This window comes from Fictibacillus barbaricus (assembly GCF_014635025.1).
GTDB classification, from domain to species: Bacteria; Bacillota; Bacilli; order Bacillales; family Fictibacillaceae; genus Fictibacillus; species Fictibacillus barbaricus.
In genome coordinates this window covers 1,524,559-1,548,670 of sequence record NZ_BMCE01000001.1, presented here as the reverse complement: position 1 = coordinate 1,548,670, position 24,112 = coordinate 1,524,559, and the positions used below count along the sequence as shown (strand labels likewise).

26 protein-coding genes and 6 tRNA genes are annotated in these 24,112 nt (G+C 38.1%); 7 read left to right on the top strand and 25 right to left on the bottom strand.

The window, feature by feature from the left end:
* Positions 1 to 97 precede the first annotated feature (97 nt).
* The 3 genes from IEV52_RS07615 to IEV52_RS07605 form a co-directional block, all read right to left on the bottom strand.
* On the bottom strand, positions 98 to 1,057 hold the full coding sequence (locus tag IEV52_RS07615; RefSeq protein ID WP_188401858.1) for a PstS family phosphate ABC transporter substrate-binding protein: 960 nt from the start codon (positions 1,055 to 1,057) through the stop codon (positions 98 to 100).
* 229 nt (positions 1,058 to 1,286) lie between these two features.
* Complete coding sequence (locus IEV52_RS07610) at positions 1,287 to 3,338, bottom strand: penicillin-binding transpeptidase domain-containing protein (RefSeq protein WP_188401857.1); 2,052 nt, start codon at positions 3,336 to 3,338, stop codon at positions 1,287 to 1,289.
* A gap of 122 nt (positions 3,339 to 3,460) precedes the next feature.
* Positions 3,461 to 4,738, bottom strand: a complete 1,278-nt coding sequence (locus IEV52_RS07605; protein ID WP_188401856.1) for an MFS transporter — start codon at positions 4,736 to 4,738, stop codon at positions 3,461 to 3,463.
* Positions 4,739 to 4,838: 100 nt separating this feature from the next.
* Between IEV52_RS07605 and IEV52_RS07600 the strand changes: the two genes are divergently transcribed.
* Entirely contained in the window at positions 4,839 to 5,096 is a 258-nt protein-coding gene (locus tag IEV52_RS07600; RefSeq protein ID WP_188401855.1) for a hypothetical protein, read from the top strand.
* Here IEV52_RS07600 and IEV52_RS07595 read toward each other — a convergent pair whose 3' ends face one another.
* From IEV52_RS07595 to IEV52_RS07555, 9 genes are all read right to left on the bottom strand, one after another.
* Positions 5,097 to 5,708 carry a superoxide dismutase gene (locus tag IEV52_RS07595; RefSeq protein WP_188401854.1) on the bottom strand — a complete coding sequence of 204 codons (612 nt, stop codon included), beginning with the start codon at positions 5,706 to 5,708 and terminating at the stop codon, positions 5,097 to 5,099.
* A 211-nt stretch (positions 5,709 to 5,919) separates the two neighbouring features.
* Positions 5,920 to 5,995, bottom strand: a tRNA-Phe gene (locus IEV52_RS07590).
* Positions 5,996 to 6,022: 27 nt separating this feature from the next.
* Positions 6,023 to 6,115, bottom strand: a tRNA-Ser gene (locus IEV52_RS07585).
* An 8-nt stretch (positions 6,116 to 6,123) separates the two neighbouring features.
* Positions 6,124 to 6,200: transfer RNA gene (locus IEV52_RS07580), tRNA-Ile, on the bottom strand.
* A gap of 24 nt (positions 6,201 to 6,224) precedes the next feature.
* Positions 6,225 to 6,300 (bottom strand) — tRNA-His (locus IEV52_RS07575).
* 21 nt (positions 6,301 to 6,321) lie between these two features.
* Positions 6,322 to 6,398, bottom strand: a tRNA-Met gene (locus IEV52_RS07570).
* 4 nt (positions 6,399 to 6,402) lie between these two features.
* Positions 6,403 to 6,477, bottom strand: a tRNA-Asn gene (locus IEV52_RS07565).
* Positions 6,478 to 6,630: 153 nt separating this feature from the next.
* Positions 6,631 to 7,113: a DUF456 domain-containing protein gene (locus IEV52_RS07560; RefSeq protein ID WP_188401853.1), complete on the bottom strand. Its 483-nt coding sequence runs from the start codon at positions 7,111 to 7,113 to the stop codon at positions 6,631 to 6,633.
* 80 nt (positions 7,114 to 7,193) lie between these two features.
* On the bottom strand, positions 7,194 to 8,813 hold the full coding sequence (locus tag IEV52_RS07555) for a Na/Pi cotransporter family protein (RefSeq protein ID WP_188401852.1): 1,620 nt from the start codon (positions 8,811 to 8,813) through the stop codon (positions 7,194 to 7,196).
* A 174-nt stretch (positions 8,814 to 8,987) separates the two neighbouring features.
* On the opposite strand from IEV52_RS07555, the gene IEV52_RS07550 reads away from it, so the two are divergent.
* On the top strand, positions 8,988 to 9,527 hold the full coding sequence (locus IEV52_RS07550; RefSeq protein ID WP_188401851.1) for a DUF1189 family protein: 540 nt from the start codon (positions 8,988 to 8,990) through the stop codon (positions 9,525 to 9,527).
* Between the two features lie 32 nt (positions 9,528 to 9,559).
* On the opposite strand, the gene IEV52_RS07545 is transcribed toward IEV52_RS07550, so the two are convergent.
* Positions 9,560 to 10,435: a DUF1002 domain-containing protein gene (locus tag IEV52_RS07545; protein WP_188401850.1), complete on the bottom strand. Its 876-nt coding sequence runs from the start codon at positions 10,433 to 10,435 to the stop codon at positions 9,560 to 9,562.
* Positions 10,436 to 10,603: 168 nt separating this feature from the next.
* Here IEV52_RS07545 and IEV52_RS07540 point away from each other — a divergent pair, with 168 nt between their 5' ends.
* The gene (locus tag IEV52_RS07540) at positions 10,604 to 10,924 is read left to right on the top strand and encodes a LysM peptidoglycan-binding domain-containing protein (protein WP_188401849.1); all 321 of its coding nucleotides are present in this window, start codon (positions 10,604 to 10,606) and stop codon (positions 10,922 to 10,924) included.
* A 96-nt stretch (positions 10,925 to 11,020) separates the two neighbouring features.
* Entirely contained in the window at positions 11,021 to 12,121 is a 1,101-nt protein-coding gene (gene ispG / locus IEV52_RS07535; RefSeq protein WP_188401848.1) for a flavodoxin-dependent (E)-4-hydroxy-3-methylbut-2-enyl-diphosphate synthase, read from the top strand.
* 61 nt (positions 12,122 to 12,182) lie between these two features.
* Here ispG and IEV52_RS07530 read toward each other — a convergent pair whose 3' ends face one another.
* The 10 genes from IEV52_RS07530 to IEV52_RS07485 all read right to left on the bottom strand — a co-directional run bounded on the left by IEV52_RS07530 (position 12,183) and on the right by IEV52_RS07485 (position 19,088).
* Positions 12,183 to 12,629: a hypothetical protein gene (locus IEV52_RS07530; RefSeq protein WP_188401847.1), complete on the bottom strand. Its 447-nt coding sequence runs from the start codon at positions 12,627 to 12,629 to the stop codon at positions 12,183 to 12,185.
* A gap of 189 nt (positions 12,630 to 12,818) precedes the next feature.
* The gene (locus IEV52_RS07525) at positions 12,819 to 13,187 is read right to left on the bottom strand and encodes a DUF4190 domain-containing protein (RefSeq protein WP_188401846.1); all 369 of its coding nucleotides are present in this window, start codon (positions 13,185 to 13,187) and stop codon (positions 12,819 to 12,821) included.
* A gap of 113 nt (positions 13,188 to 13,300) precedes the next feature.
* Entirely contained in the window at positions 13,301 to 13,513 is a 213-nt protein-coding gene (locus IEV52_RS07520; protein ID WP_188401845.1) for a DUF1540 domain-containing protein, read from the bottom strand.
* Between the two features lie 69 nt (positions 13,514 to 13,582).
* Positions 13,583 to 14,008: a Fur family transcriptional regulator gene (locus tag IEV52_RS07515; RefSeq protein ID WP_188401844.1), complete on the bottom strand. Its 426-nt coding sequence runs from the start codon at positions 14,006 to 14,008 to the stop codon at positions 13,583 to 13,585.
* Complete coding sequence (locus tag IEV52_RS07510) at positions 14,005 to 14,853, bottom strand: metal ABC transporter permease (protein ID WP_188401843.1); 849 nt, start codon at positions 14,851 to 14,853, stop codon at positions 14,005 to 14,007. The genes IEV52_RS07515 and IEV52_RS07510 overlap by 4 nt, the downstream gene beginning before the upstream one ends.
* Positions 14,854 to 14,865: 12 nt before the next feature.
* Positions 14,866 to 15,642, bottom strand: coding sequence for a metal ABC transporter ATP-binding protein (locus tag IEV52_RS07505; protein ID WP_188401842.1), 777 nt, complete (start codon positions 15,640 to 15,642; stop codon positions 14,866 to 14,868).
* 140 nt (positions 15,643 to 15,782) lie between these two features.
* The gene (locus IEV52_RS07500; RefSeq protein ID WP_188401841.1) at positions 15,783 to 16,433 is read right to left on the bottom strand and encodes an HAD family hydrolase; all 651 of its coding nucleotides are present in this window, start codon (positions 16,431 to 16,433) and stop codon (positions 15,783 to 15,785) included.
* Between the two features lie 102 nt (positions 16,434 to 16,535).
* Positions 16,536 to 17,456 (bottom strand): metal ABC transporter substrate-binding protein, encoded by a 921-nt coding sequence (locus IEV52_RS07495; protein ID WP_188401840.1) that lies wholly within the window; start codon positions 17,454 to 17,456, stop codon positions 16,536 to 16,538.
* A gap of 13 nt (positions 17,457 to 17,469) precedes the next feature.
* Positions 17,470 to 18,342, bottom strand: a complete 873-nt coding sequence (locus IEV52_RS07490) for a metal ABC transporter permease (protein WP_188401839.1) — start codon at positions 18,340 to 18,342, stop codon at positions 17,470 to 17,472.
* Complete coding sequence (locus tag IEV52_RS07485) at positions 18,339 to 19,088, bottom strand: metal ABC transporter ATP-binding protein (RefSeq protein ID WP_188401838.1); 750 nt, start codon at positions 19,086 to 19,088, stop codon at positions 18,339 to 18,341. The genes IEV52_RS07490 and IEV52_RS07485 overlap by 4 nt, the downstream gene beginning before the upstream one ends.
* A gap of 289 nt (positions 19,089 to 19,377) precedes the next feature.
* Here IEV52_RS07485 and IEV52_RS07480 point away from each other — a divergent pair, with 289 nt between their 5' ends.
* Both IEV52_RS07480 and IEV52_RS07475 read left to right on the top strand, forming a co-directional pair.
* On the top strand, positions 19,378 to 20,637 hold the full coding sequence (locus IEV52_RS07480; protein ID WP_188401837.1) for an NCS2 family permease: 1,260 nt from the start codon (positions 19,378 to 19,380) through the stop codon (positions 20,635 to 20,637).
* A 101-nt stretch (positions 20,638 to 20,738) separates the two neighbouring features.
* Complete coding sequence (locus IEV52_RS07475) at positions 20,739 to 20,999, top strand: DUF2624 family protein (RefSeq protein ID WP_188401836.1); 261 nt, start codon at positions 20,739 to 20,741, stop codon at positions 20,997 to 20,999.
* A 37-nt stretch (positions 21,000 to 21,036) separates the two neighbouring features.
* Here IEV52_RS07475 and IEV52_RS07470 read toward each other — a convergent pair whose 3' ends face one another.
* Together IEV52_RS07470 and IEV52_RS07465 are read right to left on the bottom strand one after the other, a co-directional pair.
* Positions 21,037 to 21,930: a deoxyribonuclease IV gene (locus tag IEV52_RS07470; RefSeq protein WP_188401835.1), complete on the bottom strand. Its 894-nt coding sequence runs from the start codon at positions 21,928 to 21,930 to the stop codon at positions 21,037 to 21,039.
* A 27-nt stretch (positions 21,931 to 21,957) separates the two neighbouring features.
* A complete protein-coding gene (locus tag IEV52_RS07465; RefSeq protein WP_188401834.1) occupies positions 21,958 to 23,241 on the bottom strand; it encodes a DEAD/DEAH box helicase in 1,284 nt (427 codons plus the stop codon).
* Between the two features lie 177 nt (positions 23,242 to 23,418).
* Here IEV52_RS07465 and vrrA point away from each other — a divergent pair, with 177 nt between their 5' ends.
* Positions 23,419 to 24,042: a VrrA/YqfQ family protein gene (vrrA, locus tag IEV52_RS07460; protein ID WP_188401833.1), complete on the top strand. Its 624-nt coding sequence runs from the start codon at positions 23,419 to 23,421 to the stop codon at positions 24,040 to 24,042.
* Positions 24,043 to 24,112: the final 70 nt, after the last annotated feature.

The window sequence follows — 24,112 nt, the reverse complement described above, 5'->3', positions numbered from 1 at the left end:
TCCTATAATTCGACAATACTAAACAGGTGAAAGGTGAGGAGTTACACTCCTCACCCTTTATTATTTGTTAATATTCCTTTAATTCTATAAAGGATTATTATTTACCTGCAAGCTCATCAAGCTTTTTCATTTGCTCTTCGTACTTTTCTTTCGGAAGAGAAACATATCCGATCGTATCAGATGATGCAAGCTCACCTGCATTTTCAAGAGCAAACTTCGTGTACTCATATACAGCTTCGTTATCTTTTAAAGATTTGTTATTAACATATGTGAATAGTGGACGAGATAGTGGTGCATACTCACCAGATTCAATTGTTTCAGCATTTGGTTCAACAGGACCGTTACCACCATCGATCGGTACAGCTTTTAATTTATCTTTATTCGCTTGATAGTATGCATAACCGAAGAATCCAATTGCATTCTTAGAACCAGTTACACCTTGTACAAGTACGTTGTCATCTTCAGAAAGTTGAGCATCACGACGCATTGGCTTTTCTTCAAGGATTGCTTCATTCCAGTAATCAAAAGTACCAGAGTCAGTTCCTGGGCTAAAGAACTCAATTTTCTCTGCTGGCCATTCAGGACGAACGTCTTTCCACGTCTTAACTTTCCCTTCTTCTAACCACATCTTTTTAAGTTCATCAACAGTTAAGTGATCAATAAAGTCGCTTTCTTTACTTACAACAACAGATAAACCGTCTTTTGCAAGTTCGAATTCTGTAAATTCAATACCTTTATCTCCTGCTGCTGTTTTTTCTTCATCTTTAATCGGACGTGAAGCGTTAGCAAGATCTAATTCTCCACGAACAAACTTCTCAAAACCACCGCCAGTACCAGAAACTCCTACCGGTGCTTGAACATCAGGGTTAGCAGCTTGAAACTCTTCAGAAACAGCTTCCATGATTGGGAATACTGTGGATGATCCATCGATTTTGATTTTTCCGCTTAGATCTCCGCCGCCAGCAGCTCCATCTTCACTCTTATTTCCGCATGCTGCAGCGAAAACTAGGATTAATGACATTACTGCCAAAAGGTACACAGACTTCATTTTCTTCATCTTGATAGGTCCCCCTAAATATGATTTTCGTCTTATTCATGTTAGAGAAATAATTCTCAGGTCATGATCCCTTTGTTAAGCATGTTTCTTTCTTACATGTACTACAATAAACCTTGAATATTAATTAGGTTTTAATGAATTGTAAAGGAATTGTTAAGACTGGCGTAATCATGAATATATTCTTATCTTTTACTGGAACTCTAAATCTATACAAAAAGAACCGCACAGTTTAGCGCGGTTCTTTTACTTCTTTATTTTCAGAATCAGGTTTTGAGGGTATCCCTTCTTTTTTCATTGAGAAATAGGCATCTAGTGCTCCCTCAGCAATCTCACTGTTTGTATTTCCTTCTTTAATGTTTGGAACTACGACTGCCAATGCTACCTCTGGATTTTCATAGGGCGCATAGCCAACTAATGTTTTATTTACGACACCAGTAGCTTTATCGATTTCAGCTGTACCCGTTTTTCCTGCAGGGTTGTAGTCTTTATTTTTAAACATCCATGCAGCGGTACCATTATTGCCATGCATCACTTCATAAAATCCTCTTTGAACCACCTCAATTTCTTGTGGAGACATCTCGATTTTATTTAAAATGTTTGGCTCAAAACGATATAATAATTTACCCAGTTTGTTAGGATCCTTAGATGGTTCTCTAACCTCTTTTAGAAGATGCGGCTGCATTCTTAAACCACCATTGGCAATGGTAGAAACATACTGAGCCATTTGCATAGGTGTATACGTATCAAATTGTCCAATCGAGAAAAACATAGCTTGTGACAATTCATTACTCATCCCTGTGTTATAACCAGTCGCTTCAGAAGGCAAGTCGATTCCAGTTGGTACACCTAGCCCAAATTGACTGTAAGAATTTCTTAAAATCTCAAATGCTTCTTGTACTCTGTGCTCGTTAAACTGTTTGTTTGAATAATCGTAACCGGCCAATCGCATGGCAATGTGCCACATGTAAACGTTAGAAGATCTTTCTAGCGCTTCTACTGCATCAACTGGACCCATGTTTTCATGTGATTTTAGCGGACGTCCATCACCAAATGTGAGGGGAGCGTCATATATAACTGTGTTTGGAGAGATTACTCCTTCATGAAGCCCAGTCAAGACTGTTGCTCCCTTAACAGTTGAACCCATTGCATACGAATGATAGATGTTTCCAAATGGTATGTCTTTAAACTTGCCCGTCTTTCGGTCATATTCCTTGGCAGCCATCGATAAAATAGCGCCCGTATTCGGATCCATCATGACAACATATGCGCTGTCTAGTTCTTTGTTATCGTATGCATTCTTCCCTCGAATAGCATCTTTTAATTTTTCTTCAACTACCTTCTCAACTTCTTTTTGAAGGCTCATATCAACGGTTAAGACAAGATCACTGCCCCTTGCTCCGTCTTCTTCTACGGGATCTCCTACCGGATTTCCTGTTTTATCAGTTACATATTTAATTTTTGTTTTTGTGCCGCGAAGAAGAGATTCATATTGTTCTTCTAAGAAGCTTGTTCCAACCAGATCATTTCTGTCGTTACCGCGAGACGTATAATAATCCATTCTTGATTTCGGGATCTGCTTTACTTGACCAAAGATGTCACGAAATGAATCTTTGTATGGGTAAGAGCGTTCTGCATCTGGCTTAATATCAACACCTTCAAGTTCTGGTAAGTGTTCACTGATAGTAGCGATTTCTTTCTCAGTTGCACCAATTTTAATCCGCTGAGGAGATAGCGTATACCCCCTGTCCATCTCACTTTTAATCGCAAGTACTTCAAGCTGACTACCTGTTAGGGAATCGATATCTTTTTTTGTTACTTTTTCCAGCATCAGATCATAAAGCTCTTCTGGAGGCGTTTCCTTTTCCTCGGCTTTAGATATTCTTGATTCTACTTCCTTCTCATTCAGAAATATAAAGTAATCCTTTTTATCACGTTCAGTTAATTCTTTTGTATCTTTGTCGATCATTACGGCTAATTTTTTAGCGAGCTCATGTCTTTCATCAGCATCAACATCTTGTGTTTTCGTATATGTAATAGAGAAAACAGGTTCATTATCAACCACGACACTATAATTTGAATCGTACATTTTTCCACGTGGAGCATCCAGCTTTGTTGTTACGTTTTCTGTAAGATAGGCATTACGCTTATATTCTTCACCCTTAACGATCTGAACATAACCAAGACGAAGGACAAGTATTGAGAAGAGGAAAAATACCGATAAAAAGAGGGCATTGATCCGAATCGGTACATGATTTTTCTTTTTATTACCTTTTGTTTTCATAATATTGTAAATCTCCCTTTAAAACAGCAGAGACACCTTTTAAAAAGGTGTCTAAAAGCCAACCGGTAATTATATCTACATAACAATAGTATCCTTACCAAGGTTATTATGTCAAAAGATAATTATTGTTTATTTGGAGTGTTTCCATCTTGCTGCGTTTCAGCAAGCTCGATTGTTTTTTGAGGAACAGTTTTAGGCATCGGAACATTTTTAATACAAAAATAGATCAAAAAGTGGCCTGCTCCTAATATAGGCAATAGCAATGGAATCCCTTTTTCTTCGGATAACAGGTTAACAACAATGAGAAACGTAATGATTGAGATGATTCTTCCTGCATTTAAATAAAATTCACGTACAACAATATACTCAATCCTTTTTTCATGAATACCTCGGCATTTTCCTATGATGTCATACGTTAGAGTGACATAGGGAACTAACAATAAAGGATAAGCAATCGATACGGATACGCCATAGATAATAAGCAATGTAAACGATATGGGCAAGAGCAGTATGAAAGGAGAGATAAAGAGTAATAACCCTCCTGCAAAAATAGCTTTTTTTCTGTTGTTCGGTTTTAAATAATGTGAGACGGTATAGTACCCAATAAAAGAAACTACAGATTGTACGAATCCGAATGTACCAAGAGCAAATTCACTCTTTGAAGCTGTATACACCCAGATTACAATTAAAAAGATAAAAGTACCTTCACGAAACCCTTGAAAAAAATGTGCTTTTAACAGCTGCATCCATGACCTGTTTTCTTTTCTTTCCTGAAAAACTTCCTTTAACCCAAAATGACCATCGGCTTTTCTTCTCTTTAAAAAGAAACTTATCACGACAGCGATTAGAAATAAAATCATTGAAATGGTGAAAATGGTTTCGTATCCTAAATGTTTGTCCATTCTTGTAATAATAAAACCTGCACTAAGTGGACCGATCATTCCGGATAGAGAATTTAATACACCAAGATATCCATTAAAAAAATCTCGTGTTTCTGGTTCTGTAACTTCCAGTGTTAGAACGTTAAACGCAAGCCAATAAAAACCTAATCCTAAACCTAAAGTAGCTCCTAATACAATTAGGTAGTTGCTAGCCAAAGAGCCAAGGAAAAGAACACCGATATAAAATAAGGCCAGGATTAATACACCAATTCTTAGAACGATCACCCGATCAATCTTTTTAGCAAACCATCCTGCTCCATAAAATGCTATTGGCTGCATCACTACAATAGACAAATTGTAAAAAGCAATATCAATAATCTGTCCGGACTGTTTCCATAGAAATATGTTAACAAATGTATTCGACAAAGCCGTGCTTAACGTAAACAAACCACCGACAAATAAAAGTAAAAACAGATCTCTAGGGTATTGGTCGTTTTCCATGAATTTTTTCAATCTCATGTTACTCGCCCCTTTACATATCGTCGTTAGTGTCTTTCAAGACGATAGGAGCTATTCATTTTTCATTCAATTGGATTTTATTGTATAAAGGAGAAATTATATGTATGAATATTGGATCTATAATTCCGGGGTTTCAGAGTTTGTTTTCCAAATCGATATTTATAAGAAAAACTCGGCCAGCCAAAATCTTTTTTGGTATTTTCAGGGGAAAAATATTTTTGTAATTCAATCTAATGTACCCTTTGGAGATGGTCATCTGCTTCTAGATGATTTTTTAGTAACTCTATCCAAATATTACGAAGTTCATGACAAAGGCATAATAAAAAGCCACTGGCATGCCAGCAGCTTCATTCAATAATTACTTCGCTCCGTTATAACGCTTTTCAACTTCATCCCAGTTTACAACGTTCCAGAACGCTGAAATGTAATCAGGACGCTTGTTTTGATATTTTAAGTAGTATGCATGCTCCCAAACATCCAGACCAAGAATTGGTGTTTTTCCTTCCATCAATGGAGTATCTTGGTTTGGCGTGCTTGTTACTTCAAGCTCTCCGTTATTTACCACAAGCCAAGCCCATCCAGAGCCAAATCTTGTTTTCCCAGCGTTTGCAAACTCTTCTTTAAATGCATCAAGACTTCCAAACTTGCTGTTGATTTTATCAGCAAGTTCGCCAGATGGAGCATTCGCTCCGCCTGGAGCAATCACTTCCCAGAAAAGACTGTGGTTTGCGTGGCCGCCTCCATTGTTTCGAACAGCGTTTTGGATTTTTTGAGGAAGAGCATCTAGATTAGTTAGAAGGTCTTCCAAGCTCTTGCTTTCAAATTCAGCTTGCCCTTCAAGAGCAGCGTTAAGATTGTCCACGTATGTTTTATGGTGGCGACCGTGGTGGATCTCCATTGTTTCTTTGTCGATATGTGGTTCTAATGCGTTTGATTCATAAGGTAATGCAGGCAGTTCAAATTTAGCCATGTTCATTTCCTCCTTATAATATGTAGGATTTTTTTATTTTCATTTTCAAGGTTAACTTGAAAAGTGAAACCATTTAATCAACTTACTTGTTTAAAAAGTATTTAACATGTTTACCTTATCAAATTTATACTGAACTTTCAATTTATAAACACTTTACTTTTTTAGATATAAAAAAACCTTACGGCACGCCGCAAGGTTAGTATGTATGATATGGTGGCTCGAGACGGAATCGAACCGCCGACACGAGGATTTTCAGTCCTCTGCTCTACCGACTGAGCTATCGAGCCAAGATATTTAAAAGCCAAAATATGTAATGGAGGAGGTAGAGGGATTCGAACCCCCGCGGGCTTTTACACCCCTGTCGGTTTTCAAGACCGATCCCTTCAGCCGGACTTGGGTATACCTCCTCGATATGTGGTGGACCCTGTAGGACTCGAACCTACGACCAATCGGTTATGAGCCGACCGCTCTGACCAACTGAGCTAAGGGTCCAAAAGAAAAGCTATGTAATTGTTATGGGGCGGACGAGGGGAATCGAACCCCCGAATGTCGGAACCACAATCCGATGCGTTAACCACTTCGCCACGACCGCCATCGTGAATAAAAAACATTTTGGTAGCGGCGGAGGGAGTCGAACCCACGACCTCACGGGTATGAACCGTACGCTCTAGCCAGCTGAGCTACACCGCCAAAATGGCTCCACAGGTAGGACTCGAACCTACGACCGATCGGTTAACAGCCGATAGCTCTACCACTGAGCTACTGTGGAATAATGTCTTAACATTGTTAAGGACAAGAACTACTATAGCATGTCGTCATGATTAATGTCAATACTATTTTTAAAATGAGTTATTAACGAACACATGTCCTATTTTGAACAAAAATAATATATCACGCTGGACCTTTATTAGCAAGGGAAGTTTTAAAGGACTTGATAATAAAAATATCCGATCATTAAAGCTTGTGTAACGATTTTGACAAGAGTGGTGCCAATGAATGCAAGTACAGTACCTATCCCAATGGATACTGCTGATTTAAATCCCTTTTTCTGAAAGATAAGTTCCGCAAGTACAGCACCTAAAAAAGGGCCAATCAATATACCTGCAACAGGAATGATAAACGGTCCGGCTATAAGGCCTATCGTGCTCCCCCATAAAGCTGCCTTTGACCCGCCTTTCTTTTTAACGGCATATGCATTACCAACATAGTCAACAACAAACAAACTTAAAAATAATAGGATCTGAACAGATATAAATAAAGGGGTAAACGGTTCAAATGAAAAAGCAAATCCATAGATTAAAAAACCGGCAGCCAAGAATAACACACCAGGCAAGATTGGATAAAATAAAGCAACAAAGCTGATCGCAAATGCTATACCTATAAAAATCCAGTATAAAGTATCCATCACTTATTCCTTTCTTTGTCATCGTATAGTTGAATGAAACACCTAAAAACCAGGAGAGAATTTCCCCTCCTGGTTCAAGTTTACTTCTCTAACACTGCTTCTGCAATATTAACAGCATGGTCACCTATTCTTTCAAGATTACTGATGATGTCAACAAAAACAATTCCTGCATTTCCTTCACAAAGCCCATCATTTATACGCAAAATATGCTGCTTGCGAAGAGTGCGTTCCATTTTATCAATTTTATCTTCTAAACCAAGAACTTCTTTTGCTAAATTAACATTGTTTTCCTCTAATGCTATTACAGCTTTATTAACGGTCGAAACAGTTAAAGTAAACATCTTATCTAAATCTTGTTTTGCTATATCAGTTAAACGGACATTATTACGTAATTGATAATCAACTAGCTCAATGATATTTTCCATATGATCGCCAATACGTTCTATGTCACGAGTTGTATCCAGAAGCATGGAATGTTCATTGGATTCCTGTGGAGTTAGCGGATGAGTGGACAACTTTACAAGATAAGAAGTAATTTGACGGTCTAAATGATTGATCGCTTCCTCATATTGCAAGGCTAGACCTGAACTCTTAATGTCCATTCGATTTAAATATTCAATGGCTTCTTTTAAACCTGCTTGTGAATAATTAGCCATACGAATAATTTCCTTTTTTGCCTGCCTGATGGCTAAGACCGGTGAAGTTGCTAAAACAATTTCATCAAGATGTTTTGCTTTATATTCAATTAATGTATCTTCACCTTTAATCATTTTAGTCACAATCATAACTAACAAACCTATAAACCAGAATTGAATTAAGACATTTGTAATATTAAAAGTTCCATGAGCAAAAGCAATTTGCATCGCTGGTTCTAGATTAAGCTTAACCGTCAAATATTCAATATATATCTGGAATGGTGCTAATATGACCATAAAAATAACTGTTCCTACTATATTGAAGATAACATGTGTTAAAGCAGCACGGCGCGCAGCCACAGTTGTTCCGATTGCTGCTAGGACAGCAGTAATCGTTGTGCCGATATTGTCACCAAAAAGAACAGGCAAAGCCGCGTTTAGCGTTATCAAATCTTGTGCATATAGTTCTTGAAGGATACCTATCGTTGCACTCGAAGATTGGACAATTAGTGTAAATATTGTGCCGATTACTACGCCAAGGATTGGATTGTCACTCATAGAAACCATCAGCTCTTCAAAAGCTCCCAGATTACTTAACGGCTGCATGCCTTCTCCCATCAGCTCTAAACCTAGGAAAAGGGCTCCAAAACCAAAGATAATTTGTCCTATATAGTTCCATTTAAGATTTTTAAAAAAGAAAATGAGAACAGATCCTGCAGCTATTATTGGCAGAGCATACTCACCAATCTCGATCCCTATAATGAATGAAGTTACTGTTGTCCCGATGTTTGCTCCCATGATGATTCCAATGGCTTGCCGCAGCGTTAAGAAACCTGCATTTACAAGCCCTACTGTTAAAACTGTAGTCCCCGAACTACTTTGAATGAGTACTGTTACAAATATTCCTGCTAATACACCCATAAAAGGATTTGTCGTTAATTTATCAAGTATTTCTCGCAGGCGGTCTCCAGCAGAATTTTGAAGTCCATCTCCCATATATTTAATTCCGAATAAGAAGATACCCAATCCACCTATAAATTTAAACAGCATTTCTTGATAATCCAATCTTTACAGCTCCTTAATACGTATCTATGTCAGCCTTTGACATTATCTCTATTTGTGAAGTTAGTGTAAATGAAAATAGTAAATTTGTAACACTACCTTTACAATCGAAACTTATTGTAGGATGGTCATGCTTCATGTAAACTAATGATGGTTAACATATAAAGGAGCTTCTACATGAAATTACATATTCGTTTTATCAAAAGTTTGTATTCCATAAAATCCATCGCACAGTTTCGATTTTTAGGAGTCGGAAGTACAATCCTATATGTTTTATTACTAACTCTATTATGTATCTTTCCTGTTTTAATCGTCTTCATATTGAGCCTTTTGTCAGATCAACAGACATTAAAAAACTTTGAGAACTATGGTTTGAATCCTGATCAGATGCAAGAATTCGCTTCATCATTAGATGGTATATTTCCGATTATTGTTGCTGTTATATATATGGTCATGTATATCCTGTTTTCAGGTATCTTATTTTCTGGCGTTTCACTCATTGCGGGATGTGCAATTCCTGTCTCGAACATCATTGGCAAAAGACTATCTTATCGACATTTGTGGGTGATCTCCTGCTATTCCATAACTCTTCCTTCCGTTCTGTTAACGATTCTCTTTACATTCAATGTGCACATTCCATTCTCATTTTTCTGGTTTTGGCTATTTTCATTTACTATTTGCGTGTTGGCCATCAAGAAGATTCCTGCAAAAAAATAAAAAAGCGGCTCTGCAGCCGCTTTTTTTACTGTCTATTTAAACAGTGATTTAATCGCTTCTATAATCGCAATGAGAAAATCAATTATTCTCTGAATGAATGATTGTGTTTCTTCTTTATTTAAAAAATCCCCAAGGTTTTCACTGATATTCTTCAAATCACTCTGAACTTGATCCCAATCAATGTTAAGGTCCTTCATCTTATTGAACAATGCAAGAAGCCCGTTTAGTTCTTCTTGAGTAAGTTCAATCCCCATATCCTTCGCAACTTTTTCAATTAAGGCACGAAGATCCTCTTCTGACTGTACTGGATTTTTTGCTATTTCTTCTTTGACACGGGTCATTAACTCAGTTGCTTCTTTTGTACCGATTCTTTCTCCTAATTCAGCTGTTTTAACCATTTCTTCATTGGCAACTTGTTTTTGTGCTTCTGGAATCTCAATTTGAGCCGTTGTTTCATAGGCTTTTAAAATACCTGTTAACGCTGCTGTACCAGACACTTCAAAAGGAGCTGTCACATAAATGTCAGCATCTGTTACCCCTGCAGTCGTTAATGCATTCATGTACATTTCTTCTGTTACCCAATTTATGTTATTGGTCTCAACCGACAATCCCTGATCTTTGTCACCGATTGTAATTTTTGTTGATGAGATCGCTTTTGAGCCAATTTGAGCTTTTGATATATATTGACCTAGATATTTGTGCTCTTCTTCATTCGTAACCGTTACTGTCTCTACATCCGCTGAAACATCCATCTCTTTTAATAAAGTACTCTTTTGTTCTTCCGTTAGATTCTGTCCTAACGTTACAATGACATCCCCTGGTGCTGCATCAGCAAGCATTTTTAAAGGAGCAATAAATAAGGCTGCAGCCATAACAGATAGCAGTGCAATCACTTTTGCTTTTTTCATAATTATTCACCTCTCCAATCGGTACATCTACAATGATACGCAAGAAATTATATTTTCTGTCCTTCTTGCCTTTCCATTTTACACCAAGCATCATAAGTAGTCACTTTTAACTTGTCATAAAAAACTTGGACAAGCATATAGTCTTATATGCGAAAGGAGAGGGAAATCATGAAACGTTTCTTAACAGGGTGTATCGTTTTACTTATTTTATATGTAGTGGCTTATGACTTAAAGATCGGGACACTCCCTCAAGCTACACCGGCAAATGCAGAGGTCCAGACAGAAAAAAAACAGGATAAAGCTTATAAATCATATGAAGTTAATCCGGGTGATACATTAATATCAGTTGTGGAAAAGTTAAACACTTCCGGGGAATACTCCATTTTTTCGATGATAAAAGACTTCAAATCATTAAACCCGGGAGTAAATCCAGAACATATTCAATTAGGCAAAACATATAAATTTCCGCTCTACAACGAGACAGATTGATAACATTACTTGTCAAAACAAAATAATCCCTGCTAAAATGAACTGACGATAGGACAGACTAATACTGTCAATTTGAAAAAAGGAGCGATTCACCAAATGAGTGAAATCACCCACCGTTCTAAAACAAGGCCTGTAAAAGTAGGACCTTTAACAATTGGAGGTACCGATCAGGTTATTGTTCAGAGCATGACAACAACAAAGACACATGATGTTGAAGCAACAGTTGCCGAGATCAAGCGTTTGGAAGAAGCAGGCTGTCAGATTGTTCGTGTAGCTTGTCCTGATATGCGTGCGGCCGAAGCAATCGCGGACATAAAGAAGCAAATTAACATTCCGCTAGTAGTGGATATTCATTTTGATTATAAACTAGCCCTTAAAGCTATTGAAGGCGGAGCAGACAAGATTCGAATCAACCCTGGCAACATCGGCCGCCGTGAAAAAGTGGAAGCTGTTGTTAAAGCCGCAAAAGAAAAAGGGATTCCCATCCGAATCGGTGTTAACGCTGGTTCTCTTGAAAAGAAGTATCTTGAAAAGTATGGTTATCCTACTGCAGATGGCATGGTAGAAAGTGCATTACACCACATTAAAATTTTAGAGGAACTAGATTTTCACGACATTATCGTTTCGATGAAAGCATCAGACGTAAACTTAGCAATAGAAGCATATGAAAAAGCTTCTAAGGCGTTTGACTATCCCTTGCACCTTGGGATTACCGAATCTGGTACATTGTTTGCAGGTACAGTTAAGAGTGCTGCGGGACTTGGGGTTATTCTTCACAAAGGGATCGGGAATACACTTCGTATCTCATTAAGTGCTGATCCTGTGGAAGAAGTTAAAGTAGCTCGTGAATTATTGAAGTCGTTTGGTCTTCTTTCTGATGCTGCAACACTGATCTCTTGTCCGACTTGCGGTCGTATCGAGATCGACTTGATCTCAATTGCAAATGAGGTTGAAGAATATATCTCTAAAGTACGCGCTCCTATCAAAGTAGCTGTACTTGGATGTGCGGTAAACGGACCTGGCGAGGCACGTGAAGCTGATATCGGCATAGCCGGCGCACGTGGAGAAGGTCTATTATTCCGACACGGGGAGATCATCAGAAAGATTCCAGAAGATCAACTATTAGATGAACTAAAAAAAGAAGTTGATATTTTGGCAAAAGCTCATGAAGAAAAATTAAAAGCACAGCAAGCATAATAAAAAGCTCCCATAAATGGGGGCTTTTTTATATAAGAAGCATATCTTAGAGTTATTTAAGTTAAGCGATGTCCGTCTGCGATAATCGATCATGATAAGGCAGTAAAGAGTGAAAAATAATTCTGTCCATAAAAACATAATTCATTTCAGGAAGAAGTTCTCTGGCAAAATCCCAGGCGTTTTCTTCAATCTTTAGAGAAATTTTATTCCGTTCCATTTCTGTTCTACATTCATCAAGTTGTTCAGCTAGTATAGCTAATTCTGGGTCTTCGGCATGTCCCAGCTCATGAGCGAAAACCACCGCGAAATAATCGGCCATATACTCTAGTGATGAAAATAATTGCAAACACTGTTCCTTGATTACCTCTATGTACATCGTTATCGAGTGATGACTCATACTGTATTTCCCACCGATTAAACGCCCTCCCGGAAAATAAGTATCAATCTCCACACTAACCTTACTGCCTGATTGTATTAATAAGTCATTAATTATTCGTTTAACATTCATCTCCACTTTTTTACACCTGACCTTAAAAAGTATAGATAAACATTATATATAATTATTAAGTAAAATAAAACTTTTTTAATTACCCTTCTTTTATACTCTATAAACATATTTCCAAATGTTTTAATAATTGAAATGAGAAGGTAAACAAAGAAAGAAGAAGCATCTGCTTCTTCTCAGCTCCTTTGTCCTTTAAAAGAATGGTGCAAAAAATAATGAAATGATTATCGAAACGATACCTATTCCGATCGCCCAGTTTCCAAGCGATTTTGCACCTTGTCTTCTGGCAATAAATCCAACGATGATTCCTGCTGCTCCAAATAACACAGGAAGTATAAACAGAGATAGCACGGAAAGGATGATCGCGATCATACCAGTCGCTCTTCCGCCTTCACGCTCACGTTTACCTTCGTGCTCATGTCGGTGATCGTTATCCGCAAAACGAGGTCGCTCGTTTTCAGGTAATGTCATATCACTTCTTATGGGTACAGCCTCTGCCGCCATTTCTTCACGATAGTCGGCTTCATTTATACGACGTTCATCTTTTTCTTCGTATGCCATTAGAATTCCCCCTCTTATAGTCTTAAGGAGCGTTCTTATTATGGCTTTAAAAAGGGTATTTCATAGATGTTAACTTATGGGCATAAGAAAAGAGGCCAATAACGGCCCCTTGTTTAGTGTTTCGGTCTGAAAGTGTGACAGCAAGTTTCAGCTGGATCGTGTGCTGCATCTTTATGTGCAGCATCGCCAAGGAGGTCACCGTCAGCACTCATGTCCACAGACATATTGGCATGCTTGTCAATCTCAACAAGAATGGCATCTGCTATACAGTTATTGCCTTCCCCCCAATAGGTACAATTCGAAACATTACATTTTACTTCAGGCATAAAAAAACCTCCTTTCTCTTTAGCTTGGCTAAATGAAAGGAGGAACATACTACATTTTAGAATAAAATTTTACGTTCTGCATTCAGAACAATAGCCATAGATCTCAAACTTATGGCCTGTTACATCAAAACCCTTTAGCTCATTGTTAAGTGCTTCCATCGGACATGAAAGAATGGACTTTGTACTGCCGCACATCAAACAGATTAAATGGTGATGATGCTCGTTATGAGAGCATGTGAATCGAAATTTCTTTTCGCCTTCCCATTCCGTTTCTTCAAGTAATCCTAAATCAACGAAAGTTGTTAAATTACGATAAATGGTATCAAAACTAAGACCTGGATATTGTTCCTTCAGTTCTTCTTGAACATCTTTTGCAGAAAGATACCTTTTTTCTCGGGCAAACACAGAAAGAAGATCTTTTCTTTTTTCTGTATATTTATAACCCTTCTCTTTTAAAAGAGTCAGCGCTTCATCTATCGTTAATGAAAATTTCACAAGTGACCCACCTTTCGAGAACCTGTAAATTTTTTATAACTAATACACAAAAATAATATTACAACGAGACATAACACAATGGTTCCACCTGAAGCAAGGTCCAGGTAGTAGGAAAGAAACATACCGGAAATAACGGCAACCTCGCCAAAAAGGACAGAAAGCCAGATCGCCTGTTTAAATCCTTTCGCGATGCGGATACTTGCTGCTACTGGCAAAGTCATCAGTGCAGAAACTAAAAGGATCCCGACTATTTTCATGGAGGCGGCAATGACTAATGCGGTCATCGCCATAAAAGCAACCAATATCCAGTTACTCCTGATTCCCGAAAGTCTCCCTTGTTCTTCATCAAAAGAGAGAACAAACAATTCTTTATACATAAAGAATACAAACAGCAAAACAACAATTAAAATAGCAAAAACGGTCCATACATCTGACTGCTTAACCGCGATAATACTTCCAAATAAATAATTAAATAAATCCGTATTAAAACCATCAGCCATTGATATGAAGATCACACTTAGACCGATTCCTGCTGACATAATAATGGGTATAGCCAGCTCTTCATAATGTTTATACACTTTTCTAAGCTGTTCAATAAATATGGCTCCTCCTACTGAAAAGGCCATTCCAAGGTAAATGGGATTGGCTGTAGCAAAAAAAGATGACCATTTACCTAAAAGCAGGTTTGCTGCTATCCCAGCCAATGTAATATGGGAGAGCGCATCAGCAATAAGAGCTTGCCTTCTGACAACGATAAACACCCCCAGCACAGGAGCCAGGAGTCCTACCATGATCCCAGTTAAGAAGGCATTTTGTAAAAATTCATATTTTAAAAACGGTAACATTCATTCATCCCCTTACGCATGGTCATGATCATGGTGAAGAACATGAACATGATGACCATAAAAAGCAGAAATATTTTCAGAAGAACTTGTTTCAAATTCTCTAGTGTTTCCATGAAAATGAATCTGCTTATTTAAACAAGCTACATCTGTCACATAATCCGTCATTACTCCGACATCGTGTGTAACTAAAACCAGTGTCATATTATTATTGTAATGAAGTTCCTTTAACAGTTTATAAAAGGATTCTGATGACTCTGTATCAACACCAACAGTCGGTTCATCCAATATAAGGAGCATTGGATCACTTACGAGCGCCCTTGCAATAAAGACTCGCTGCTGCTGCCCCCCGGAGAGTTCCCCTATATTTTGGTGTGCATATTGTTCCATGTTTACTGACTTAAGTGCTTCCCAAACTTTCCTCTTGTCTGCAGCCTTTAAGAAGCGGAATAATCCAACCCTTCCAAAAAGCCCCATAGAGACGACTTCAAAAGCAGTTGCCGGGAAAGCTGTATTAAAACTGTTTGCTTTTTGGGAAACATAGCCGATCTTTTCCCAATCATTAAATTTATTTATTTTTTCTCCAAATAGATAAACATTGCCTTGCTGAGGCTTTTGGAGACCTAGTATACATTTGATCAGTGTAGATTTACCGGATCCATTTGGACCTACTAGTCCTAAAAAAGATCCTTTTTTTATATCCATCGTTACATGCTGCAATACATTTTTGTCACCATAATGGAATGATAAATCATCTACACGAATGGCTATAGAATTTAAATTGTTCTTCATGATAAACCTCCGTGAAAATGAAAATAAGTAGTAATGAGTACGATTTAGACTGTCTCATAGTATACACGAAAAATGAACAAAGTAAAACAACATGCCTAATTTGACATGCTGTAAGAAAATTTGATGATAACCGGAGTTCCTCACCTCTTCTTCAAAAGACCCTCGACTGTTTGCTGCAGTTCTGAGGGTTTTATGATCATATCTGCTTTCTTTAGATATTCCTCTTCAAGTGTTGTCTCTACAGCTAAACAATAAGCTCCTGCAAACTTTGCTGACTCTATGCCAAGTGGTGCGTTTTCAATAACAAGCCACTCATATGGTTGATAATCATACTCGTTCATGACTAATAAATAGGGTTCGGGTGACGGTTTTCCTTCTATTACGTCATCACCAGTAATAATGGAATGAAAGGTAATAGGAAGTTCCGCAAGTACTTCAGAAACGAACTCTTTCCGGCTTCCTGTTACTAAGGCTATTGTAACACCTTGACTGTACAGGGTTTTTAATAGAGAGACTGCTTCTTCAATAAAACTGTATTTAGCATGGTTTTTAAAGTAATCTCTCTTCTGCAAATAGATCTCTTCAACTTCTTGCTCTGTAAAATCTATACCGGAAAATTTAAAGATATCTTCAATGGTTTTCTTCCCGGGCATTCCTTCTCTTGTATAAAATACTAGATCTTCATGATCATAGCCCTTTTTATTAAATGCATAACGCCATGCTTCAACATGGTGACTCATTGTATCTACAACGACACCATCCATATCAAAACAGACAGCTTTTATTTTCATACGTTACCCTGCCTTTTAATATCATCTTACATTATTATAAATCAAAGTTATAGAAAACAAAAAAACAGAAGCTGGACGTTTCCTGCTTCTGATCAATAAATTTTATTTTAGACCTTCGATAACTGTTTGTGTGTTCCACTCCATCATTTTTTTGTACGTATCTCCTTCTTCTCCCTGCTTTCCTAGAGAATCTGTAAATACTTTACCTTTAATCGGGACACCCGTTTCTTTTGAGACAGTTTCCATGCTTCTTGGATCTACACTGGTTTCTACAAATAGAGCTGAAACACTTCCTCCTTTAATAAGGTCTACCAGATTTTTTATCTGTTGAGGAGTACCTTGGTTTTCTGAATTTATTTCCCATACAAAAGCAGTGTTCATGTTATACGCTTCACCAAAATATTTAAATGCTCCTTCACTTGTTACTAGGACACGTTTTTCTTTTGGTATTTTTTGAAGTTCAGTTATGGTTTTTTCATGGAGTGTTTTTAATTCTGAAATGTATTTTTCTGCATTTTTTTCGTAGTACTCTTTGTTGTCCGGGTCTTCTTTGATAAGGGCATCTCTTATATTCTCAACATAGATAATACCGTTTTCAATGTTCAGCCAAGCGTGTGGATCTGGTTCTTCTTCAAGTCCCTTCGATTCTAAGTGAATCGCTTTTACCCCTTCACTTACGCGGTAAACTGGTGCATCTTTTCCATCCTTATCTGATGTTTTTAATAGTTTGTTAAACCATGAATTCCCTTCTTCTAAGTTTAATCCATTATAGAATACAACATCTGCATCAGTTGTTTTTAGTACATCTTCTGGAAGGGGATCATATTCATGAGGATTTGCACCAATCGGCACCATGCTATGAACATCCACTTTGTCTCCGCCTACGTTCTTAACTAAATCATAAATAATGGAGTATGTGGCAACGACTTCTACCTTTTCAGATCCATCTTTCCCTGCGCTGCATCCTGCTGCAGCAGCTAATAATGCACTTGCAAGAATGAGACTTGCTAACTTTTTAAACATATAACCATCCTCCCTATTTTCGCATCAGTTCCAGTCTGTTTCTTCTTGATTTATGAGCTTTCCAAACCAACCCTTGGGATGGTGAAAAGAAAAACGCCATGGCAAACAGAAATGCTGAAACTAAAACAATTGTGGCACCTGATGCAAGGTTGTAAGTAAAACTAAAATATAAACCGAATACGGATGCTACAATACCTAGTGCTGCAGACAAATAGATCATGACTGACAAACGGTTCGTGAGCAGATAAGCGGTAGCTGCTGGAGTTATTAACATTGCAACAACAAGAACAATCCCAACCGTCTGAAGTGAAGCTACCGTTACCATCGTCAATACTGCCATTAATGCGTAATGGATCCATTTATTCGGCAAACCATAACTTTGTGCCATAGTTGGATCAAAAGTAGAAACGAGAAGTTCTTTGTAAAAGATAACAACAAGCCCGATCACTAGTACTCCGATTCCAAGTGTAATCCACATGTCACTCATTCTTACAGCCAGCACGTTTCCAAAAAGGATGTGATAAAGATCTGCGGAGCTTTTCATCATCGTGATAATAACGATACCTACTGCAAACATGCTCGTGAACATAATACCAATCGCCATATCATGTTTAATTCGGCTGTTTTGACTGACATAACCAATTCCGACCGCCGTAAGAACACCTGTAATTACGGCACCGAAGAAGAAGTTGATGCCCAGCATGTAGCTGATCGCGACTCCAGGTAACACAGCATGTGAAATGGCATCTCCCATGAGTGCCATTCCTCTTAAGATGATAAAGCACCCTACAATACCGCAGATCACGCCCACTACTACAGATGTAAACAATGCCTTCTGTAAAAATTCATATTGGAAGAGCGCCTGAAAAAATTCAAACATATTCATGATGTTACATTCACTCCTTTTGTCTGAAGAAATGAGAACTGATTCGCATATGCTTTCGTGATCACCTCTGGCTGAAGGACTTCTTCAGAAGCGCCATATTGAATCATATTTTTATTAAGAAGAAGCAAGTGATCAAAGTAAGATTCAGCTTTACTTAAATCATGATGCACGACAAGAATGGTTTTACCTTCATTTTTCAGATCTCTTAAAATATGAATGATCGTTTCTTCACTAGCTACATCAATTCCAACAAACGGTTCATCTAGGAAAAAAAGTTCCGCATTTTGTGCAAGTGCTCTGGCAAGGAAAACTCTTTGCTGCTGTCCTCCTGAAAGTTCTCCGATCTGCCTGTTGCTGAACGCATCCATTCCTACGGTTTTTAAACATTCATGTGCCCACTTTCTATCGGCTTTAGAAGGACGTTTAAATAATCCCAGGTTCGGATAGGTGCCTAATAACACTACGTCAAATACTGTTATCGGAAAGTCCCAGTCGATATCAGAACGCTGAGGAACATAGGCGATTCTTTTTTTCCATTTTTTCAGGGGTTCCCCAAATACTTCAACTTCACCTTTATCTTTTGCGATAAGATTTAACACAGCTTTCATCATAGTAGATTTCCCTGCACCATTAGGTCCGATTATACCTACCAAACTTCCCTTTTCTACTGAAAATGTTATATCTTTCACCACTTGATTCCCCAGGTATGAAACATATAGCTGATCTATCTTTAATGCACGTTCCATAGAAAAAGACCTCCTTTTTCACTCGGTAACTAATTTTGCCTTAGTGCAACTTTTAGTTAAAAAAATAATCCCTTCACAATGTATGAAACAAGAAGAAGGAGAGTGATTCATTCACATGAGAAAAAGTTTCCTTTAGGCAACTTTTTTACTTAAGTCAAATTATATAGTGTGGACACAAGATTGTAAACGATTTTTTCTAGCCATATTTCTACATTTGCTATATAATCATCTCTGGCAGGAATCTGCTGGGTGGGAGAGGGTTTGTTTTAAGATTTAAGAGAGGAAATAAATGAAACAGAATCACGTTTCACTAAAAAAGGAAGTACTCGCTGGGATCACATCATTCTTTACGATCGCTTATATTATTGTCGTTAACCCATTAATATTAGCGGATGCTGGTATGCCTTATGAAGGTGTAGTCTTAGCTACGATCCTAACTTCTGTTGTTGGATGTTTGATTATGGGGCTTTATGCAGATGCTCCTATCGTCTTAACCCCTGGTATGGGTGTAAATGCATTTTTCACCTACACCATCGTGCAAGGAATGAACTTAAGCTGGCAAGAAGCACTTGCAGCAGTCGTTCTTTCTGGGGTTTTCTTTTTAATCGCAGCATCCACACCATTGAAAGATATACTTTCAAAAAGTATCCCTCAATCTTTAAAACATAGCATTACAGTTGGTATTGGTTTGTTCTTAACCTTTATAGGTCTGCAAAAAGGCGGAATTATTGAAGCAAGTTCTGCCACTTTTGTAAAATTAGGACATTTAAACCATCCAGACGCGATTCTAACAATGGTTGGTCTCGCTATAACACTGGCTTTGTTCTTAAAGAATATAAAGGGAAGCTTCCTAATAGGAATCGCATTAACAACTCTGATCGGTTTGTTAATGGGTCACAAACAGGAAGTTAAAGGGATGTCAGACGGATTTTCTTTTCAACCTTTTGGTGAATTGCTATTTGCTCTTGATTTCTCAGGCATTACCGAGCTTTCCTTTTGGATTGCCACGTTTTCACTCACAATGATCATCACGTTTGAAAACATGGGCTTATTATATGGCCTACTGCCTGACCAAGAAAAATTCCCAAAAGCATTTCAAGCCAATGCAGTCTCTTCAATCGTATCCGGCTTATTCGGAACGAGTCCGACGATCTCAACGGTAGAGAGTGCATCTGGTATTACAGAAGGCGGAAGAACAGGTATAACAAGTATAACGGTTGCGGTCTTGTTCATAGGGTCTATTTTTGCAGCTCCTTTTATTGCTTATATTCCTGATGGGGCCATTGCTCCTATTTTGATCATTATCGGTGGACTGATGGTTCAACAGATTCAGCATATTCCGCTGTCCGACTTTACGGAAATGTTTCCATCATTCTTGATCATCGCTTTGATTCCGTTAACATACAGCATAGTGGACGGATTAGCTTTTGGCTTTATTGCCTATCCATTAATCAAGTGGATGTCTGGTCAAAAAAAGCAAATACCGATAACGATGTATGTGATCGCCTTCTTATTCTTTATGAATTTTATTCTTCATACAATTGTGTAAACAATAAATAAAGAGACTTTGGACAATTCCAAAGTCTTTTTTTTTTAGCACTTTCTCCCCTTTTGGCTCATACAATGAGAAAGTCGGGAGGGAGTTACTATATGAATCCAATTATCGTTCATTTTGTAAACCAGAAATTGAACTCGATCAGTCCAAACGAACTGGTCACATTAGCAGCTCAATACCAGCTGCCAATATCTCAAAAAGAGGCCGTAAAAATCGTAAACATACTGCGCAGGCAGACCATTGATATCAAGAACCTTTCACAGAGAAAACAAATCATAGCCACAATTGCTAAAGAGGTCAGCCCCGAAAAAGCAAACTATATCCAATACTTAATCCAAACGTATATCGACAGATAAACTCATAACAAAAAAACCGCACAGTGTGCGGCTTTTTTTATACAGTCAACAGATTATTCTGAAGTTCTGGGTTGAATTTCTTTGCCTTGATCATCTCAATTTCTAATTGGTAAGGTGGCTTTTTATTGTTTTTATCTGTTCCCACATAAGGTGTCTCAAGAATTTTTGGAATATCTTTGAACTGCTCATGATGTACGATATAACTTAATGGATCAAATCCAATATGGCCAAAGCCGATATTTTCATGTCTGTCTTTCGCTGCTCCAGTAACATTTTTACTGTCGTTTATGTGGAATACTCTAATACGGTCTATACCGATCAATTTATCAAACTGGTTCATTACCCCATCAAAGTCGTTGACGATGTCATACCCAGCATCATGTGTATGACACGTATCAAAGCAAACAGACAGCTTTTCGTTTAGTGTAACACCATCAATAATCTGTGCTAGTTCCTCAAATGTTTTACCGCATTCAGATCCTTTGCCGGCCATTGTCTCAAGTGCAATTTGAACATTTTGATCTTTTGTTAACACTTCGTTAAGGCCTTCAATAATCTTCTTAATCCCGACCTCTGACCCTTCACCAACATGTGCACCAGGATGCAATACGATTTGTCTTGCGCCGATGGCTTCTGTACGTTCGATCTCACTTCTTAAAAAGTCTACCCCAAGCTGAAAGGTCTCAGGTTTTATCGCATTTCCAATATTAATAATGTAAGGTGCATGAACGACAATATCAACAATGCCATTCTCGATCATATGTTTTGTTCCTGCTTCAATGTTCAGGTCTTCAATTTTTTTACGCCTCGTGTTTTGAGGAGCCCCCGTATAAACCATAAACGTATTAGCACCATATGAAACTGCTTCTTCACTTGCAGCTAACAGCATTTTTTTCCCGCTCATTGAAACATGTGATCCGATCTTAATCATTGCTTTCCCCTCTTCTCCATCATTACTCTATCTTTGATTTCTTCTTTTCTTTTTCATCAGTTTCTTCTTCTGCTCATCCATCTTCTTCTTATAACCTGGTTTCACCTTGCGAGGCTTAGGTACGTAAATGCCCTCTTGATCTTTCGGCGAAGTACTTTTCTCGCGCTGCTTTACAGGAACCCATTCACCATTTTTATATTGTTCGATGGTGAAGGTAATTTTTCTCTCTTTCAACTTTTGTACAGAATGCTGATCTGTTTGCTCATAAAGTGACGCACAGATCCCAGACATCCCTGCTCGCCCCGTTCTGCCAGCTCTGTGAACGTAGAAATCAAGATCTTTTGGAAACTCATAGTTAATGATGTGGCTGACACCTTTAATATCAATTCCACGCGCAGCAAGATCTGTAGCGACTAAGAATTGAAACTCCGCTTTTTGAACTCGTTTCATGATATTCTTTCTTGTTCGAGGAGGAATATCACCGTGTAAACGTTCGACACTCATACCTTCTGCTGCCATAGCATCTGCAATCTCATCGACCGCTTTCTTTGTGTTGGCAAAAATAATCGCAAAGTAAGGATTATAATTCTTTGCTGTTTTGATCAGCATAGAAAGTTTGTCATTATGCTTTGCCTGTATGAGTACATGCTTAATATCTTTTGCTGTAATTTGCTGCGGCTCTACATGAACATGTTTCGGATTTTGCATATATTTCTTTAAGAACGGCTGCAGCTTTTCAGGAACTGTTGCAGAGAAAACCATCATCTGCAGCTCGTTGGCCATCCGGGATGCGATTTGGTCAACATCTTCAATAAACCCCATATCCAGCATCTGATCGGCTTCGTCTACTACTAGCATATTTGCTGTAAACACCACAAGTTCCTGAGTGTTAACTAGATCTTTTATTCGTCCAGGTGTTCCGATGACGAGTTGAGGAGCTGTTTTAAGCTTCTCTGCCATTCTTTTTCTGTCTGTCCCGCCTACAATAGCTTTTGCTCGAATTTGTTCTTCTTCTGGCAGATGCTCAGATATTTTTAAAAACTCGTTATAGATCTGTTGAGCCAATTCACGAGTTGGAGCTGTAATAACGGCTTGCACTTCGTCTTTTTTAACATCGATCCTGTGCATAAGCGGCAATAGGAAAGCAAAAGTCTTTCCAGAACCAGTCTGTGATTGTCCGATCATATCTTGTCCATTTATTATCGCAGGGATAACACGCTCTTGAATATCAGTTGGTCTTTCAAATCCAATACTACTTAATGCAGTTTGGAGAGATTCGTTTATTTTTAACCGTTCAAACGGAGATTTCATACGCTCACCTTTTCTTTTTCAAATATAAAGCTATTCACTTTTAGTATTATAGAGGAAGTTTTCATTTTCCGCCAACCATCCTTAACACTTATAAGAAAACAGGGATAAATATCACACATGGTTTTCTTGTTTCATATTCTGTATATGAGCGTATTATTTTGGAAAGGAGGGGGAATTATGCAGCCTTTTTATAGATATCCGAATCAACCTCAGCATCCGATGCAGCCATTCCAGGTGAATCCTTATATGCAAATGCAAGGCATGAATGGAATGCCTGGGATGAATACGATGCCTCGTCAGCTTGGTACTGTCGACCGATTCTTGGGTACGATCGGCAACGGTGGAAGTGTAACTGGTGGGACTAATGTTTTCACCATGCTCAATAACGTTCAAAAGGTATTAAAAGTTGCCGAAACAATGGGACCTATGATTAAGCAATATGGACCTGCTATGAAGAATCTACCGTCCATCATGACAGCTCTCAAGGACTTTCAAAGCGGTTCTAGTGCAAAGGCAGAAAACGATCCTGAGGCAGATACCTCCGATAAAGCGGAAACGAAAGAACAAAAAAACGAGATGATAGAAAAAAATGATTTAGCGAAAACAGACAAAAAAGAAAAAAGAAAATTAGAAACAGAAGAAAAAGTGGTTGTGGAAGGTCCTAAATCTTCAAAACCATCCATACAGCCAGCGGATCAAAAAAGGAAAAAAGTTTCTTCAAGCACTAAAACCATACCACCAGCACCAAAAACAAATGTACCTAAAGGCTATCACCTTTCTGGGCCTAAGCTATATGTATAAGTATAGTGTTTGAGTTCTTATGGTCTCTCCTTTATAATAAAAGCATACAGAAGTAAATCTCCCAAGACAG